Origin of the sequence: Desulfogranum mediterraneum DSM 13871 (genome assembly GCF_000429965.1) — a bacterium.
In the GTDB taxonomy this organism is placed as follows: domain Bacteria; phylum Desulfobacterota; class Desulfobulbia; order Desulfobulbales; family Desulfobulbaceae; genus Desulfogranum; species Desulfogranum mediterraneum.
The window spans coordinates 73,945-90,245 of the sequence record NZ_AUCW01000012.1; the positions used below are offsets into that span (position 1 = coordinate 73,945).

Sequence of the window (16,301 nt, forward strand, 5' to 3'; positions counted from 1 at the left end):
AGCCGCTGTTGAGTTTAAGGCTTGCAGTACTTAGAGTGAACAAGATCCAGGAGAAACAGTGAGCTCAACCTTGAATCGACACCTCTCCTCTTTCAAAAAGAGCAGCAAAGAGCAAGCCGACGACACCATCGGGATCGGAATTACCCGGAATCCAAACCCTTAGCTGAAAAAACCAAGAATCATCAATCACAACCATCACAACCTTTGGCAACAACGAAATGAGAAAGACAACTCGAAGAGAGGCATTATGGTTGTCAGGCTGTTTTTTTGCGGGTGCGCTGTTGTTATCTTTTCCCATGCCCGAAATTTGCCGGGCAAACGTGTTGGAGATCCCCCTGAGAGGTATTTATGTGCCCGGCTGGAAGGGCGTGAACAAATCTCGTATCGATACGCTACGGGCATTCCTGGTGCAGAATCATCTTAACACCCTAATGATTGATCTGAAAAATGCCCATGGCGAACTTTTTTATCGTCCTGCATCTGCTCTGGCAAAACGAATTGGGGCCCAGGTTACAACCAGAGAAGGACAAATCCGTTTCCTGGATATGGATTACCTGCTGCAAGCAGCAAAAAAATATAACTTTCGACTGATTGCGCGTCATGTTCTCTTTGTGGACAGCATCTTGTACAGGAATGTACCGGAATATCGATTGACCAGGGGAAGAAAGCAACACTGGGTCGATATGGTCAATCAGGCAGTGGTGGATTACAACCTGGAGCTTCTGGATCAGGAAGCAAGCTTGGGTTTTGATGAGATCGTTCTTGATTATGTACGGTTCCCGGATCTTCCCGGGTTTGGCTCGGAAAAGGGACGCAGTGACACCATAGATGCTATTGTTCAATCTGTGAAAGCTGTTCTGAAAGGTACCAAGATAAAACTTGGCATTCAGATTTTTGGCTATTCCGCCTGGGACCATCATCGCTCCAATGTAGGCCAAAGAATCGAATCCCTTCAATTCCATACGGATAGTATCTATCCCATGCTCTATCCATCCCATTTCTTTGCAGGCTCATTGGGTTTTTCCAATCCCAACAGGCATCCATTTGAGATCATTGGCCAGGGCTATCAGGCAGCCCTTTCGAAAATAGAGACCGACTGCACCATTATCCCAATGATTCAAGGCTTTTCCTACTCTGCGGAAGATATAAGGCAACAAATTTTAGCTGTTCAGAAACACCATATGCCGGGCTTTGTTTCCTGGAACCCCTCTGGTGACCAACGTCGATTAGCCCAGGCAATGAAGAAGATGCAGGATCTGGCGGAATAGGTCGTTAAAAAGAGAGCTTAAAGAACTCCCCCCAATTTCATGGCGGTGGCCTGAAATCAAGTTTAGCGTCCGCGCCGTTCTGCTTCCTCCTGTTCTACTTCCTCAAGGGCGGGGGGGGGGTGCCATGAAAGAATTGATTTTCGATCAAGGCCCAGGCGCGCGATAAGCGCGATAAACAAGGTGCTCCCCCCAGCGCTGCCTGGCCGCTTTAAAGCCACCGTATCGGCTTGATTGCCAGAGGTTGACACCGCGCAATTCGCCCACTTCTCGAGAGCAGGCAAGAGAAGGCTTGCCCCCTAAACAGAGTTTCACCCTGAACCGCCCCTTGTTTTTTCCTGAATAATTGCAAGAACATTGACAGAGAGCATGCTCTCTTGTATCTCCCATGGAGTACCTTTGCCCAGGACTGCACTCAGCCCGGTCCCAAGAACCTTTCTGCCAAGGAGCTGTATCTTGAGCACTGTCACCTCCTTCACTGCCTGGTCTATCATCAGGCGCATCGGCCAATCCTGTTCCCTGCTCCGCCACCCCCTCTGTCTGGCGCTGGCCCTGGCCCTTGCCCTCTGCTGCCCCTACCTGCTGGTATTCGATGGCGACCTGCTCCAACAGCGCCTGATCAGCGCGGTGCTCTACAGCTCCACCCTGGTGGCCCTGGCCTGGCTGCTGGGAGCCGGCAGGTTGGCAGCGCTCCTCCTGAGCAGCCTCACCCTGCTCTACACCTTTTCATCCTACTGTGAGATCGGCAATTACCTGGTCAAGGGCGACACCTTTCACAACGAATTCTGGCTCTTTGCCGATCAGCACGGGCTCCTCCTCTCCTTACAGACCGCCCCCCTGCTGGCCAGCCTGGGCCTGATGCTGCCGCTGCTTATAGGGGCAGGGGTTTTCCTGACAGTGCAGGAGATGGCGCTCCCCTGGAAATCAGCTCCCAAGGTGGTTCTGCTGACCACTGCCCTGCTGATCGTGGCTGCCGGACTCTGGGCCAACCTGCGCTACGCCTCCATCGCTGAGATGGCCCGTTCCTACGCCGCCTTCACCGAGATGACCGGCGAAGCCGCCCAGGCCCGCTACCTGAGAAGCATACCCGGCCGTGGGCAGATCAGGGCAAAACCGGGAAAAAACATCCTCCACATCGTCCTGGAATCCTTTGGCGATATCTATACGGATAACAAGCGATTCCCAGGGCTCGCCCCCCACCTTGCCGGCTATAAAAAGCAAGGCCTCTCAGCAGCCAAGATGGTGCAGACCCCGAACCAGGCCAACAGCTACATGGGCCATTTTGTCACCGAATTCGGCCGCTACTACTTCATCAACCCGGAGGCAGCGGAACAGGAGGCAGGCCTGGGCTATGTGCTCCACCGTGCAGGCTATAGGAACCTCTTTCTTCGGGGGGCCGGGCCGGATATGGCCGGCCCCTTCAGCTGGCTCTACTCTCCGGACCACGGCTACGAGTCCTTTATCGCCAGCCATATTCTGGAAAAAAAGTATGATCCTGCCACGGTCAGCGGCTTTGGCTTCTCCGATGAGACCCTCTTTGCCGAGGCACTGAGCCTCTACCGGCAACTGATCCAAGGGCAGAAACCCTTCATGCTCACCCTCTTCACCCTGGATATGCACGGCTTTCCCCAGGGCATCTCAGAGATCTGTAAACAACCCCCCCCCTACAGCGGTCCGTTCCAGGACGACGCCATGGTCCAGGCCGCCCGCTGCACCGATAGCCTGGTCGGGGACTTTCTTCAGCACATTGCCCAGCTGCCCAGGTATGAAGAGCTCCTGATCGTCCTCCATGCCGACCATGTCCAACACAACCTCACCCCTGCGATCATGCCGGACAGCCGGAAAATATACAGCGTGATCATGGGAGCCGGAGTAGCCCCCTTTCAGCAGAAACAGGAAACCCACCTGATGGATATCGCCCCCACAGTACTCTCCCTTGCCGGGGTTACGAGCAATGCCCGCTTTTACGCCGGTGACGACTTCTCTGTCCCGATGACAAGAGCAGCCATCCTGGACCAGGAGCTTGAGGCAGAGCGCTACAGTAACGACGAATCACTCAAGAAATTTTCCAGGATCAAAGCACCGCCGCTTGAGCAGTTCGACCGGGACAGCCTCCACCATTTTCAGGATGATCAGCTCGATCTCACCTTTGCAAAACTGGATGGCCCGATCTTCAGCTCGCTCTTACTCTATCTCACCGACAGAGGGGGCGGCAGCCGCTCCAATCCGCCTATTTTCGTGCTCTACCCGGTGGGAGAGCATACCCCGAAACTCTTTCTCCCCTACAAGGGGATTATCATGGAAAAGAACGGCAAGGCGCGCTACACCACAGGAGTTTCCCTGGGGGTGGCATCTCGCTGGAAGGGGGTCATTCTCGAAGAGCTGACCAGTGGGGCCCGCTGGAGGATAGGCTTTGCCGATCAGACCATGGTCTCGCTTGCCTCTCCTCCCCTCTCCAGCAGGCAACAACTCAGCAGGCAGCAACTCTCCCGGCAGCCCATCTTTGAGACCACCGGCGCAGCTGCCTTCAAGGAGATGAGTCAGATGGAGGCAATCGGCAACAACCAGCTCAAGGTCTTGGCCGGCGACGCCCGGATGTATCTTGAGCTGCCCCTCTCCAGGAAGACGCCACACCTGGTGGTGATGGAGATCACCGCCCCCCAGGACGATGTTGCCAAACTCTACTACGAGTTAAACGGTGACTCCTATTCTGAACTGAACGCGAGTAGCGGCTTACTGAAACAGGGAAAGAACCGGGTCCAATTCTTCCTCCCCAGAGGCTCCTATGGAGAGCGCTTCAGGTTTGATATCGGCGAGAAGACGGGCACCTTCACCCTCTCCTCGTGCAGGATATATGCCCTTCCCTCCCCCTAAAAGAGCGTGTAATTCAAAACTCCCGCCAGGTGATCCTGCTACAGGAGAGTGGAGTTACGGTTAAGCCACCTGTCTTTCTTTCCACCATTCCCGCTCACAGATAAACGGCACTGAGAAAAATGGCTGGCCTAAACGGTCCAGCCAAGGCTCGGGGTCATGGGACCGTTGCCGCCCCCCTTCCCCGGGCTTTACTCTGCCTGCAGATACGAGCAGCAGTAGTCAGTCACCTCCCTGACCTGGAGCTTGAAGCTGGAGTCGGCAGGTACTGCAAAGGATGCTCCGGCCTTGATGGCTTGCCATCCCTCTGCACCGGGCAGCAAGACCTCAAGATCACCTGAGAGTATTTCAATCCTTTCTTTCTCAGCAGTGCTGAATTCATACTCCCCGGGAAGCATGACGCCCAGGGTTTTACGGGAACCATCGGCAAAGAGAACCGTTCTGCTGGTGACCTTACCCTCAAAATATATACTCGCTTCTTTAACAATGGTGACTCCGCTGAACTCTGACATGGACCTCTCCTTTATATATTTTCATTGTTGTAACAAGACATTATGACATCTATTCAGTCCGCCGACCCAAAGCAATGCGGCCCGGGGCGGACAGGCAGGATGACGGGACGGTACAGCCGATTTTCGAGTTGCTCCACCAGGGCCGCCTATGCAGTGGGATGCAGTCGTAGCCAGCTCACCAATAACAGTAAGACAAGGCAGAACCAACTCAACGTCGAGACCACCAGGGTAGGTATCAGGCGCAATCTGGCGCTGAAGTAATGGACCGCAAAGAGACAGGCTGCATAGGGGAGCAGGGAATAGAGGCCAAAGAGCGCGGTGACCCTCAGATCGGCTACGGTTCGCTCGCTTCCAACGATATAGTGGCCAATGAGGGCAAAGGTGGGAAACAGGGGGACCAGGCCTGCAACGAAGAAGCTCCTGCTCTTGGAAAGCAGGGCTATCCCCAGGAAAGCAACTGCTCCAAGGGCGCATTTTACAAACAAAGACAACATCTTCCCGACTCCTCGATGTTGGATCTGGATCTGATCTTTGAGCCCACCTTAATAACCAAATCCACACCAAACGTCGAGAAGGACAGCCGTGAACGGTAACAAAATCATTCAATTGGGCCTTGACCGAGAGGATCCCCTGAAGATTACTGGACAAGCCCCGGACACCGAAAAGCAGCCTCATGAATTGCGCCTAACCGTGCAGGCTGACAGGGGCACAAAATTTCCGTGTCCGAGCTATGCTAAGGTATGTAACGCCCGCGAATTCCAAGAGATGACGTGGAGCCACCTGGATTTATTACTGTAGGCTACCTTGAAAAATTAGATTTTTCGATCAAGGTCAAGGCGCGCGATAAATTTTCCCGCAGGTATATGTTGGATAATCCGAGGATAAAACTTTGAGTGCAACGCCGAGATTGGAAGGAAAAGTAATCTTTCAAGGTGGCCTGTAGATTGGTTTCATGCTGTCCAGTTGATGACCAAGGCGCTGGACCAGCTAAGACGACCACCCCAGAGCCTGAGCTTGCCGGTCGTCCTTTCCCCCTGCCCTGGCCTGCCTGCCCCCCTCTCCGCCTCACTCCGCCAGCGTTCCACCCTGCGGAACGTTTTGGAACAATGTTCCGCAAACGTTCCACGCATGTTCCATCGCCAATCGCCCCATGGAAGGAAAAACCTCGCTACAACCTTAAGATAACAGCAAATAAAAATAAAAAACAAAACAGGCACATCAAGTGCTTTGTATTTGATCATCAATAAAAATAATGGAACGCTGCCCTAAAAGGCAGCTCCACAACCATCATTTGGAGATAACGATGTCTGCCATTGCCCTATTCAACAGTGCATTTACCCTGGAAGAGGAGATCCGAACCCAGCTGGCAGAGGCCACGGGGTTTGAAGTAATTGAGGATGAGGACCTGATCAATGAAGCCGTCAGCCAATTCTCCCTGGACAGGGACAAGGTCGAGCGCTGCCTCTACGGCCCGAGCTCGGTGTTCAACCGTTTCACCCTGGAGCGGGAAAGCGTAGCCGCCTGCCTGAAGCTGGTCATGGCCCAGTATCTCAGCGGTGACAGGCGGATCTTCTCCGGCCTGCTCACCCATCTGATCCCCTCAAGCGCTGCTCAGGTGCTCAAGGTGGGGGTGATCGATGAAAAAAGCAGCCGGATCCACCGAGCCGTTGAGGAGGGACTCTCAGAGAAAAATGCCGAGAAACTGATTAAAAAGAAGGACGCCATGGTCGGTGACTGGCTCTCCTTCCTGCTGAAAAAGACCACCAATGACCCCGGCCTCTACGACATCTTCTTCCCCCTGGGCAACAAGGGCGCCCCAGAGGTGGTCCAGCTGATCCTGGAAAACTACCGGAGGCCGCCGGTCCTGATCACCGAACAGACCAAACAGGCCGTCACGGACATGGCTCTGGCTGCTGCCGTTGAAAAATCCTTGCTGGATAGGGGCTATACCAATGAGGTACAGTGTAGCGAGGACAACATCACCCTGTTGGTCAACAAGAGTGTCCATAACTTTTCACGTCTGGCCGAATCCTTGACCGCCATTGCCGGAAATGTCCCCGGAGTGAGGGGCGTCAAGGTGGCTGCTGGCAAGGATTACCGGGTCTCGGTCTACCGGGATCAGGAGTTTTCCCTGCCCCCCAAGGTTCTCCTGGTCGACGATGAACAGGAGTTTGTCCGCACCCTGTCCGACCGGCTCAATACCCGCAGTTACGGCTCCTTCCCGGTGTTTGACGGCGAACAGGCCATGGACCTCCTCTCCCGCGACACCCCAGACGTGATGGTGCTGGACTTGAAAATGCCGGGCATGCAGGGGGGAGAAGTCCTCAAGAAGACCAAAGAGGCGAAGCCTGAGGTGGAGGTGATTATCCTCACCGGCCACGGCACCGAGGAAGATAAGCAGCAGTGCCTGGAACAGGGGGCCTATGCCTACCTGCAGAAACCGGTGGACATCAGCCAACTGATGGCGATCATTGACGAGGCATACAGGAAAAAGGCCCAGGCCAAGGTGGCCAGCGACTGAAGCTGAACAACAGCTCAACCAAGAGGAGAGACCATGGATAGCCAATTCGCGACCAAGGTACTTTTAGTCGATGATGAAGAGGAGTTTATCTCCCTCATGAGCCAACGGCTCGAGACCCGAGGATTACAGGTAGTTTCTGTAACCTGCGGCGAGGAGGCCGTTGCCAGGATAGATGATCAGAATATCGATGTGGCTGTGGTCGACCTGGCCATGCCCGGGATAGACGGGATCGAGACCCTGATCAAGCTGAAGGAAAAACGGCCTGACCTGGAGGTGATCATGTTGACCGGCCATGCCACCGTCCACAGCGGTATCGAGGCGATGAAGCACGGGGCTGTCGATTATCTGGAAAAACCAGTGAATCTCAGCCAGCTCATGGAGGTGATCCGCGCGGCCAAGGAGCGACGCATGCAGGCCATGGCCAAGCAGTCTGCAGACGAAGTAAAACATATTCTCAAGAGCAAAAGTTGGTAGCAATCTACCTGTCCCGGTAGAAAGCCTTCCCTGCTAACAGCCTGTAATCAGGATGTGGACACCCCGTAAAGGGCCCAGACAGGAATGGTGCGTCCACTCTCTTGGCAGGACCGAGGGGGAGGGTTCTCTACCCTGAATTGACCGGATCTGAGGAGGATAACATGAAGCATACACAACCCACGGTGAGGGAGCTGCTCATCCCGCTTGACCAGTACCCCCACCTTAACGAAAATCAGACCCTGGACGAGGCGATCTATTCCTTCCTGGAATTTCGGGCCGGACAGAAGGAACGGCTGCACTACGCCATCCTCTTTGTCGTCAACAACAGCAACCAGCTGGTGGGCCGTTTGACCCTGATGGATATCCTGCGGGCCTTTGCTCCTCCTCTGTTCACCCCCCTGCAGGCGGGACTGTTCGACGGCAAGAAGGGAGAGTATCCCGACCTGGCCCTGCTCCACGAAGAGGCAATCTTTGCGGAATGCGGCAAGAGCAGGATGCAGCCGATCAAGTCCTTTGCCCGGGCCATCGATTTTACCATTCCGGCAGAGACCCATCTGCTTACCGCCATGGCCATGCTCCATAGTCGCGGCGAGATGGAGGTACCTGTGACCGAGAACGGCACCATCGCAGGGATCCTGCGTCTTGAGGAAATCTTCCTGACCCTGTGCACCAGCTATTGCCAAATTCCTGGGGGAGGTAACGCATGAACAGCTCAGAAACCATAGCAGCCGGCCTCCCGGAGGCGGCAAGTAAAACCGCAAGCCTCCCCAAGGCCGGCAGCAGCCTAGACTGGAAGCGACTTCTCTTCATGCTCCTGGGCATCGGCCTCTTTACCCTGGTCTACTACTGTCCCCCCTGGCCCGATGCAATAGACCCCATGGGCCAACACTTCGAATTGAGCAAGCAGGCCAAGGGAGCCCTGGCCATCTTCCTCCTGGCCGCGACCTGGTGGGTTTTCGAGGTCGTGCCCATCGGCATCACCAGCCTGACCATCGGTGCCCTCCAGGCCCTGTTCATGATCCGTGACCCCAAGGTTGCCTTCAAGGATTTCATGGACCCCTCGGTCCTGTTCATCTTCGGCTCCATCGTCATCGGCATGGTGTTTACCAAAACCGGCCTGACCAAACGGATCGCCTACAAGATGCTCTCCATCGTCGGCGAGCGCACCAGCATGATCATGCTGGGTTGTTTTCTGATGACCGCAGCCCTGACCCACCTGATGGCACACACCGCCGTGGCCGCAACCATGTTCCCCATGCTGATGGCGATCCATGCCCTCTACGCCGAAGGAGAGCAGAAGACCAGGTTCGGCAAGGGGTTGTTCATCGGCATGGCTTTTGTCGCCGGTGCAGGCAGCATCGTCACCCTGCTCGGCGCGGCCAGGGGGGCGGTCGCGCTCGGCTTCTACAAAGACATCATGGACGTTGAGGTCAGCTTCTTTGAGCTCACCGCCTACATGTTCCCCATCGGCTGGCTGATGACCTTTCTGCTCTGGGGCTTTTGCCTGGTCGCCTTCAAACCGGAACAGGCGACCATTCCCGGGCTCAAGGAAAAATCCAAGATAATGTATGCCGAGTTGGGCGGCTGGAGCAGAAAGGAGCTGGTCACTGCCGCCATCGTCGCCATCACCATTCTGGTCATTGCCCTGAAAAATTTCATCCCCGCCCTGGCCGGCCTGCATAAGACCGGGGTGTTACTCTGCTCGACCATCTCCTTCTTCCTGTTCAACATCCTTGATGTTGACGATTTGGAGGAGATCCCCTGGAACATCATCCTCCTCTTTGCCGGGGCCATGTCCATAGGCTTCTGTCTCTGGGAAACCGGGGCTGCCAAGTGGCTGGCTGTCAACTGGCTGGTCATGTTCCAGAACGCTCCGCCCATCGTCTTTATCCTGGGCATGGCCTTCTTTGTGATGATGATGACCAACTTCATCATGAATGTGGCGGCAATCGCCATCTCCCTGCCCGTGGCCCTGGTGATTGCCCCCTACCTCGGAGTAGCCGGCGAGGTGATACTCTTTTCCTCCCTGGTGGTGGCTGGCATGCCTTTTCTACTCCTGGTGGGGGCGGCGCCCAATGCCATTGCCTACAGCTCCAAGCAGTTCACCACCGGCGAGTTCTTCCTCTACGGTATTCCGGCCTCCATCCTGCTGATGCTGGTCACCTGGCTGGCGGTCTCGGTCATCTGGCCTCTGATGGGCATGGAGATCTATGTGCCCAAGATAATGTAACCTCAACGACTCCGGCAACCATTACCCTGGTTGCCGACAACAGGACTTGAACCACTGGCCGGTACTCTCCTGCCAGTGGCCAAATCCGATACCCAAAACCGGAAAACAACCTATGAACATCCCGACCATGGAGGATTCATCGTGACCAACAGTATAACCGCCCCCGGCAAGAAACTCCCCTGGCTGATCGGCCTGCTCACCCTGCTCAGCGCCCAGACGGCCTTTGCCGCCAGTGCAGGCAAACTCGACCTGACCACCAGCTGGGTCGGGATCAGCTGTCTGCTGCTCTTTGTGGTCGCCTACGGCCTGGTCATTGCCGAAGAGTACACCCACATGCGCAAATCAAAGCCGGTCTTGCTGGCAGCAGGCATCATCTGGGGCTTGATCGCCCTCATTTATGCGGCCAACGGCTTTACCCATGCCGCCGAGGTGGCGGTCCGCCATAACATCCTCGAGTATGCCGAGTTGTTTCTCTTCCTGCTGGTGGCCATGACCTATATCAACGCCATGGATGAACGCCAGGTCTTTGAAACCCTGCGCAGCCGGCTGGTCTGTGCCGGCTTTTCCCTGCGCAAACTGTTCTGGATCACCGGGGTCATAGCCTTCTTCCTCTCCCCCATCGCCGACAACCTTACCACAGCCATGCTGATGTGTGCGGTGGTGATGGCCATTGGCCGCGACAACGTCAAATTCATTGGCCTGGCCTGTATCAATATCGTCATCGCCGCCAATGCCGGCGGTGCCTTCTCGCCCTTTGGCGACATCACCACCCTGATGGTCTGGCAGAAGGGGCTGGTCGGTTTCTCCACCTTCTTTAACCTGTTCCTCCCCTCGGTGGTCAACTGGCTGGTGCCAGCAGTACTGATGAGTATGGCGGTCCCCAAGATGCAACCCGCGGCCTGCGTGGCTGACGTCCGGCTCAAGCGGGGGGCGGTGACGGTCATGCTGCTCTTTCTGCTGACCATTGTTACTGCGGTCTGCTTCCACAACTTTCTCCACCTGCCTCCCATGATGGGCATGATGACCGGGCTTGCCTACCTGAAGTTCTTTGGCTTCTATCTCAAGAAGACCCACAAGAACTCGGAGGGTTCACCAGAGTATGACCCCGAGAAGGCCGAGGAGCGGATCGGTGATACGGTTGCCTTTGACGTCTTTCGCAACATCGCCCGCGCCGAGTGGGATACCCTGATGTTCTTCTATGGGGTGGTGCTCTGTGTCGGCGGCCTGGGCTTCATCGGTTACCTGGGGATCGTCTCCCAGGTCATGTACGTAGATTGGGGTCCCACCCCGGCCAACATCATGGTCGGCGTCCTCTCGGCGATCCTGGATAATATTCCGGTGATGTTTGCGGTACTGACCATGAAGCCGGATATGTCCTTGGGCCACTGGCTGCTGGTCACCCTGACCGCCGGGGTTGGCGGCAGCATGCTCTCCATCGGCTCGGCAGCAGGGGTCGCCCTGATGGGTCAGTCCAAGGGGATGTACACCTTTTTCAGCCATCTTCGCTGGCTGCCTGCCATTGCCCTGGGCTATGGAGCCAGTATCTGGGTTCACTTCCTGATCAACGGCAAATTTTTTGACGGCGTTATCCTCTAGCCCCCCAACCGAGGTGTCTGCAGACCACCTTCCCCTGGAGACACCCTGCCCCAGCCTGCTGCACGGGAAAACCCGTGCAGCAGACTGGTGGGCAAAGGGAGCGATCCCGATGGCAAAGTAGCAAAGATGTATTACAGGTTAGGTAAAATCCTTCAATCAATAATGACCAGATGAAATCAGAACAGCCCCTCCCCCAGTCGCTCCCGGATGTGGTCGACCTGCTCAACGCCATCCCCCACGGGATAGCCTTGCTGGACAATCAGCTCTGCATTGTGGCGATGAACAGGATCCTTGAGGCCATGACCGGGTTCACGGCTGCTGAGGCTGTGGGGATCTATGCAGACTATATCCTGCGCACCAGCCTCAGCTCCAATGACCTGATCTGCCGCCAGGTTCTGGCCGAGGGTGGTTCGAATTCACGGGAGGGAAATATCATCAACCGGGCCCGTCTCAGGATCCCGGTCCACTGCACCATCACCCGCATCGAGAAGGATGAGCAGCCCACCGGGGTAATGGTGGTGCTCGAAGACATGTCCGTACTCCAGGCAGCCAAGCAGGAGGGCCTGAGCAGTGAGGGCCGGGCCGAGATCATCGGCCACAGCCGCCAGATGGAGGCGATCTTCGAGATGATGGCCGTCCTGGCGCGCACCGATGCTTCGGTGCTGATAACCGGCGAGACCGGGACCGGCAAGGACAAGATCGCAGAACAGCTCCACCACTCCTCCCAGCGTGTGCGCAGGCCCTTTATCAAGGTCAACTGCGGCGCCCTGCCTGAGGCCCTGCTGGAGTCCGAGTTGTTCGGCCATGTCAAGGGCGCCTTCACCGGGGCGCTGCGCGACAGTGCCGGCAAGTTCCGCCTGGCAGACAAGGGCACCCTCTTTCTCACCGAGATAGGCGACCTCTCCCTGCCGCTCCAGGTGAAACTGCTCTCAGTGCTCGATGACCGGGAGTTTTTTCCGATTGGCAGCAGTCAGAAGGTCAAGGTCGATGTCCGGGTCATTGCCGCCACCCACCGCTCGCTGCGCCAGGAGGTGCAGAGGGGCCGCTTCCGGGAAGACCTCTACTATCGGCTCAATGTGCTCCACCTGCACATCCCGCCGCTGAGGGAGCGGGAGGGAGATGTGCGCCTCTTGCTTGAGCACTTTATCCGTCAATTCAGCAGGGCCCTGGGCAGAAATATCAAGGAGATCTCCCCTGAGGCGCTCCGGGTGCTGCTCGACTATCCCTACCCCGGCAACGTGCGGGAGCTACGCAACATTGTCGAATATGGGGTCAACCTCTGCCACGGCGAACAGATTCAGCTCGACGACCTGCCCCGCTACATGTTCAAGCCCGTTGAGCCGCTTCGGCAGGAGCCGGGCGCAGAGGGGTTTGCCCAGCCAGGGAGCAGCTTGCGGGAATCCGCCCCCATGCCGCCCCTGTCAGCCTGGGAGGAGATGGAGCGAAGCGAGATCCTCAATGCCCTTCGACGAAGCGGCGGCAGCAAAAAAGAGGCAGCCCGGCTCCTGGGCTGGGGCAGAACCACTCTTTGGCGGAAGATCAAGAAATACGGTTTAAATAAAACATAGTGAAATGAAGATTTTAGTTACGATCAGAGGCAACTTTGTCTCGCCCAGGTTCGACCTTACCGGGGAGGTGATGGTCGTCAGCTGCTATAACCGAAAACTGCTTGAAGAGCCCAGGTCAATCATTCTCTCGGAGTTTTCCGCAGAACAACTCTGCGACCTGGCCCTCAAGGAAAATGTCGGCATCGTGGTCTGCGGCGGCATTGAGGAGCAGCATTACCGGTTTCTCACCTGGAAAAAAATCAAGGTCATAGATTCCGTGATCGGTCCCTACCCAACCGTGATCCAGCTGGTGGCAGAGGGCGCCTTGCAAGCAGGAACGATCTTACCAGGAACAACTTCATGCGGCATAACAGAATGAAAAGACAGTTCAGCTGGTTAGTCAAAATATTGCCGCTCTTTCGAGACAACATCGAGGGGGGCGTGGTGATCGAAAAGAACTACCAGGAGTTTGCCAGGAGCCTCTTTGTGCTCCTGCTGGTCCTGGTGCTGATCCCCCTGTTCAGCATCTCCATTCTCTCCCACTACCAGTACAAACGGCTGCTCCAGACCAATGAGTTGACCCAGCTGGTGCTCAACATCGAACAGGCAAAAAGCACCATGGAGCGATTCAGTTCCAAGCTGCAGTCCATCATCAAGTTTGTCGGCCATGCCGACCGCTACCGGGAGCTGATCGAGCCAGAAAAACTGGAAGCGCTCTTTGTCCGCCTCCGGAACGAATACCCTGATTTTGCCGATATCGAGGTGATCAATTCACAGGGAAAACAGCAGGCCTACATCGGCCCCTACACCCTGGAACGCCGAGACTACACCGACCAAACCTGGTACCGGGAGGTGCTGCAGCGGGGGCTCTATATCTCCACGGTCTTCTCCGGCAACCGGCAGGTTCCCCACTTCGTAATCGCCATCAGCCGCCAGCATAACGATCGGCCAGGCACCTGGGTCCTGCGAGTGACCATCGACGGCAGGACCCTGCAGCGCTACATCGATACCATCTCCACCCCCCTGGTCGATGACGTCTACCTGGAGGATGCCAGCGGCATAGCCCAGACCCTGCCCAGAAAGTATGGTCAGCAGGGCAAGCGCAGCCCGCTGGGAGAGCCCCTTTCCAGCGGTTATGATCTTGCCAAGATGATGGCAGAGGACGACCAACTGCTCCAGGGCAAGACCAGGATCACTGTGGGCAGCACCGAATCCGGCGCCAGGGTCCTGCTGGCGACCATGCCCCTGGACAACACCCCCTGGAACCTGGTGATGATCAAGGAGTCCTATATGCACAGGGAGGCCTGGTTCTTCTTCCAGCTGCGGCTGTTCTCTATTATCTCTTCCTGCATGGTCGGCGCCGTGTTGGTAACCCTGCGGCTTTCCAAGGGCATCACCGCCTACATCCGAGAGTGCGACGTCAAGCGGGAGCATTTCCTGGCCGAGGCGGAAAATGCCAACAAGCTCGCCTCGATCGGCCGGCTGGCTGCCGGGGTTGCCCACGAAATCAACAATCCGCTCTCGATCATCAACCAAAAGACAGGCCTGGTGCATGATTACTTTGAAATGAGCGGGCCCTTTGAGTACAAGGAACCGATGCTGCAGGCACTGGATGGCATCCAGGACAGTGTGGTCCGCTGCAAGACCATCACCCATCGGCTGCTCGGCTTTGCCCGCCATACCGATGTCAGCGTCGAACAGATCGACATCAACAATGTCCTGGAAGAGGTGGTCGCCTTCCTGGCCAGGGAGGCCACCTACAACCAGATCAGGATGGTTTTCGACCTAGACCCTGACATCAAAAAAATTTTCAGTGACCGTGGCCAGTTGCAGCAGGTATTCTTAAACATTATCAACAATGCCGTTGATGCCATAGGCAGTAACGGCACCATTACCCTGGGGAGTTTGGAGCAGGATGAACAGCATATCAGAGTAACCATCAGGGATACGGGCGAGGGGATGAGCGAAGAGACCATACGACACATTTTCGACCCCTTTTTCACCACCAAAGAAACCGGCAAGGGTACCGGACTGGGGCTTTCCATCACCTACGGCATAGTTGAAAAGCTTGGCGGCAGAATCAACGTCCAGTCCGAGGTTGGTCAGGGGACCAGCTTTGAAATCATCCTCCCGGTACAACATGACCAAGAGCAATAGCATGAGTAAGACCAAGATACTGATCATCGACGATGAAGTGGAGTTTGCCTCAACCCTCTGCCAGCGGCTGCGGTTGCGCGGCCTGGATGCCTCTGATGTCCACAGCGGCAGTGAAGGGCTGGTCCAGGCGGTGGCGGAGCAGCCGGAGGTAGTCATCCTGGATCTGAAGATGCCGGACGTGAACGGCCTGGATATCCTGACAGAGATCAAGACCCAGGCGCCCAGGGTGGAGGTTATCATGCTCACCGGCCACGGCTCGTCAGCCTCAGGGATCAAGGCGATGGAACAGGGCGCCTTTGACTATATCATCAAGCCGGTGGACCTGGGCGAGCTGATGAAAAAGATCACCCAGGCAGCAGAGCAGAGGGGATAATTGGCCATGACCAATGAACCAGAGAGAGAAGAGACACTCCGCACCATGCAGCTGGAATCCTTTGGCCGGATCATGGCCGGCTTTTCCCACGAGATGAAGAACCATCTCAGCATCATCCGGGAATCCAACGGCCTGATCGCCGATATCCTCGAGTTCCAGGGTATCCACGGAGAGGAGGTCACCGTGGCCCGCCTGACCAAGGCTGTGAACTCTGTTGAGCGCCGGGTTGCCATCGCCGCTGAGATGCTCCATCACCTCAGCGGCTTTGCCCATCGCACAGATACCGTCTACGCCTCCTTCAACCTCAACGAACTGCTGGCCGAGGAGTGTGTCTTTCTTGAACGCTTCAGCAGGTTGAAACGGGTCGAGTTCACCCTGGTCCCCGACCAGGGGCTGCTGCCGCTGTACAACAACCCGGCACTCCTCCAGCACCTGGTCTACAGGCTGTACATGTTCTGCCTTGAGCATGCCCAGGCAGGGGGCAGGATCGAGCTGAAAACCAGCCAGCAGAACAAACTGGCTGTCCTCTCCTTTCTGGTCCCGGGTGTCTCTCTGGCCACTGGAGAGGGGAAGCCGTCATCAGGGGCGCTCTCTGCGGCCCTTGATCTCTTAGGCGCCTCGCTCAGACCGAAGCAGGGAGCTGGGGCAGGAGTCAGCCTGACCCTTAGCCTTCCCTCCCTGACCCCGAAAGAGGCGGCCGGCTGAGTCCGCTCAGCCTGGCCGGTTCCCTCAGCTGTAGAGCCGTCCTCAGCCCC

16 protein-coding genes are annotated in these 16,301 nt (G+C 56.4%); 12 read left to right on the top strand and 4 right to left on the bottom strand.

The annotated features are described in order from the left end of the window. Positions 1-64: 64 nt before the first annotated feature. Positions 65-298 (bottom strand): hypothetical protein, encoded by a 234-nt coding sequence (locus G494_RS27125; protein WP_161629935.1) that lies wholly within the window; start codon positions 296-298, stop codon positions 65-67. A gap of 25 nt (positions 299-323) precedes the next feature. Here G494_RS27125 and G494_RS0105000 point away from each other — a divergent pair, with 25 nt between their 5' ends. Then, positions 324-1,268, top strand: coding sequence for a putative glycoside hydrolase (locus G494_RS0105000; protein WP_161629936.1), 945 nt, complete (start codon positions 324-326; stop codon positions 1,266-1,268). A gap of 308 nt (positions 1,269-1,576) precedes the next feature. Here G494_RS0105000 and G494_RS27130 read toward each other — a convergent pair whose 3' ends face one another. Beyond that, the gene (locus G494_RS27130; protein WP_161629937.1) at positions 1,577-1,729 is read right to left on the bottom strand and encodes a hypothetical protein; all 153 of its coding nucleotides are present in this window, start codon (positions 1,727-1,729) and stop codon (positions 1,577-1,579) included. On the opposite strand from G494_RS27130, the gene G494_RS21970 reads away from it, so the two are divergent. Beyond that, entirely contained in the window at positions 1,722-4,139 is a 2,418-nt protein-coding gene (locus G494_RS21970) for a sulfatase-like hydrolase/transferase (RefSeq protein ID WP_035245509.1), read from the top strand. The genes G494_RS27130 and G494_RS21970 overlap by 8 nt on opposite strands. 188 nt (positions 4,140-4,327) lie before the next feature. Here G494_RS21970 and ppnP read toward each other — a convergent pair whose 3' ends face one another. Both ppnP and G494_RS26025 read right to left on the bottom strand, forming a co-directional pair. Beyond that, on the bottom strand, positions 4,328-4,648 hold the full coding sequence (ppnP, locus tag G494_RS0105010; RefSeq protein ID WP_028583650.1) for a pyrimidine/purine nucleoside phosphorylase: 321 nt from the start codon (positions 4,646-4,648) through the stop codon (positions 4,328-4,330). A 146-nt stretch (positions 4,649-4,794) separates the two neighbouring features. Further along, the gene (locus G494_RS26025; protein ID WP_084456418.1) at positions 4,795-5,142 is read right to left on the bottom strand and encodes a GlpM family protein; all 348 of its coding nucleotides are present in this window, start codon (positions 5,140-5,142) and stop codon (positions 4,795-4,797) included. 809 nt (positions 5,143-5,951) lie between these two features. On the opposite strand from G494_RS26025, the gene G494_RS0105025 reads away from it, so the two are divergent. The 10 genes from G494_RS0105025 to G494_RS27550 all read left to right on the top strand — a co-directional run bounded on the left by G494_RS0105025 (position 5,952) and on the right by G494_RS27550 (position 16,251). Continuing rightward, entirely contained in the window at positions 5,952-7,169 is a 1,218-nt protein-coding gene (locus G494_RS0105025; RefSeq protein ID WP_028583653.1) for a response regulator, read from the top strand. A gap of 33 nt (positions 7,170-7,202) precedes the next feature. Beyond that, positions 7,203-7,643, top strand: coding sequence for a response regulator (locus tag G494_RS0105030; protein WP_028583654.1), 441 nt, complete (start codon positions 7,203-7,205; stop codon positions 7,641-7,643). Positions 7,644-7,804: 161 nt separating this feature from the next. Then, positions 7,805-8,350 (top strand): CBS domain-containing protein, encoded by a 546-nt coding sequence (locus G494_RS0105035; protein WP_028583655.1) that lies wholly within the window; start codon positions 7,805-7,807, stop codon positions 8,348-8,350. Beyond that, entirely contained in the window at positions 8,347-9,873 is a 1,527-nt protein-coding gene (locus tag G494_RS0105040) for an SLC13 family permease (RefSeq protein ID WP_051305398.1), read from the top strand. The genes G494_RS0105035 and G494_RS0105040 overlap by 4 nt, the downstream gene beginning before the upstream one ends. A 141-nt stretch (positions 9,874-10,014) precedes the next feature. Next, positions 10,015-11,469, top strand: coding sequence for a sodium:proton antiporter NhaD (gene nhaD / locus G494_RS0105045; RefSeq protein ID WP_232362487.1), 1,455 nt, complete (start codon positions 10,015-10,017; stop codon positions 11,467-11,469). 170 nt (positions 11,470-11,639) lie between these two features. Beyond that, positions 11,640-13,037: a sigma-54 interaction domain-containing protein gene (locus G494_RS0105050; RefSeq protein WP_028583658.1), complete on the top strand. Its 1,398-nt coding sequence runs from the start codon at positions 11,640-11,642 to the stop codon at positions 13,035-13,037. A gap of 4 nt (positions 13,038-13,041) precedes the next feature. After that, complete coding sequence (locus G494_RS0105055) at positions 13,042-13,395, top strand: NifB/NifX family molybdenum-iron cluster-binding protein (protein WP_028583659.1); 354 nt, start codon at positions 13,042-13,044, stop codon at positions 13,393-13,395. Continuing rightward, positions 13,377-15,173, top strand: a complete 1,797-nt coding sequence (locus G494_RS25145) for a sensor histidine kinase (protein WP_084456422.1) — start codon at positions 13,377-13,379, stop codon at positions 15,171-15,173. Before G494_RS0105055 ends, G494_RS25145 begins: the two co-directional genes overlap by 19 nt. A 1-nt stretch (position 15,174) precedes the next feature. Then, on the top strand, positions 15,175-15,546 hold the full coding sequence (locus G494_RS0105065; RefSeq protein WP_028583661.1) for a response regulator: 372 nt from the start codon (positions 15,175-15,177) through the stop codon (positions 15,544-15,546). Between the two features lie 6 nt (positions 15,547-15,552). Further along, entirely contained in the window at positions 15,553-16,251 is a 699-nt protein-coding gene (locus tag G494_RS27550) for a sensor histidine kinase (RefSeq protein WP_232362488.1), read from the top strand. Positions 16,252-16,301: the final 50 nt, after the last annotated feature.

Bases quoted from the DNA above. Each gene is read 5' to 3' on its own strand.
- G494_RS27125 (WP_161629935.1), bottom strand. From the start codon at position 298: ATGGGAAAAGATAACAACAGCGCACCCGCAAAAAAACAGCCTGACAAC.
- ppnP (WP_028583650.1), bottom strand. From the start codon at position 4,648: ATGTCAGAGTTCAGCGGAGTCACCATTGTTAAAGAAGCGAGTATATAT.
- G494_RS26025 (WP_084456418.1), bottom strand. From the start codon at position 5,142: ATGTTGTCTTTGTTTGTAAAATGCGCCCTTGGAGCAGTTGCTTTCCTG.
- G494_RS0105025 (WP_028583653.1), top strand. From the start codon at position 5,952: ATGTCTGCCATTGCCCTATTCAACAGTGCATTTACCCTGGAAGAGGAG.
- G494_RS0105030 (WP_028583654.1), top strand. From the start codon at position 7,203: ATGGATAGCCAATTCGCGACCAAGGTACTTTTAGTCGATGATGAAGAG.
- G494_RS0105035 (WP_028583655.1), top strand. From the start codon at position 7,805: ATGAAGCATACACAACCCACGGTGAGGGAGCTGCTCATCCCGCTTGAC.
- G494_RS0105040 (WP_051305398.1), top strand. From the start codon at position 8,347: ATGAACAGCTCAGAAACCATAGCAGCCGGCCTCCCGGAGGCGGCAAGT.
- G494_RS0105050 (WP_028583658.1), top strand. From the start codon at position 11,640: ATGAAATCAGAACAGCCCCTCCCCCAGTCGCTCCCGGATGTGGTCGAC.
- G494_RS0105055 (WP_028583659.1), top strand. From the start codon at position 13,042: ATGAAGATTTTAGTTACGATCAGAGGCAACTTTGTCTCGCCCAGGTTC.
- G494_RS25145 (WP_084456422.1), top strand. From the start codon at position 13,377: ATGCGGCATAACAGAATGAAAAGACAGTTCAGCTGGTTAGTCAAAATA.
- G494_RS0105065 (WP_028583661.1), top strand. From the start codon at position 15,175: ATGAGTAAGACCAAGATACTGATCATCGACGATGAAGTGGAGTTTGCC.
- G494_RS27550 (WP_232362488.1), top strand. From the start codon at position 15,553: ATGACCAATGAACCAGAGAGAGAAGAGACACTCCGCACCATGCAGCTG.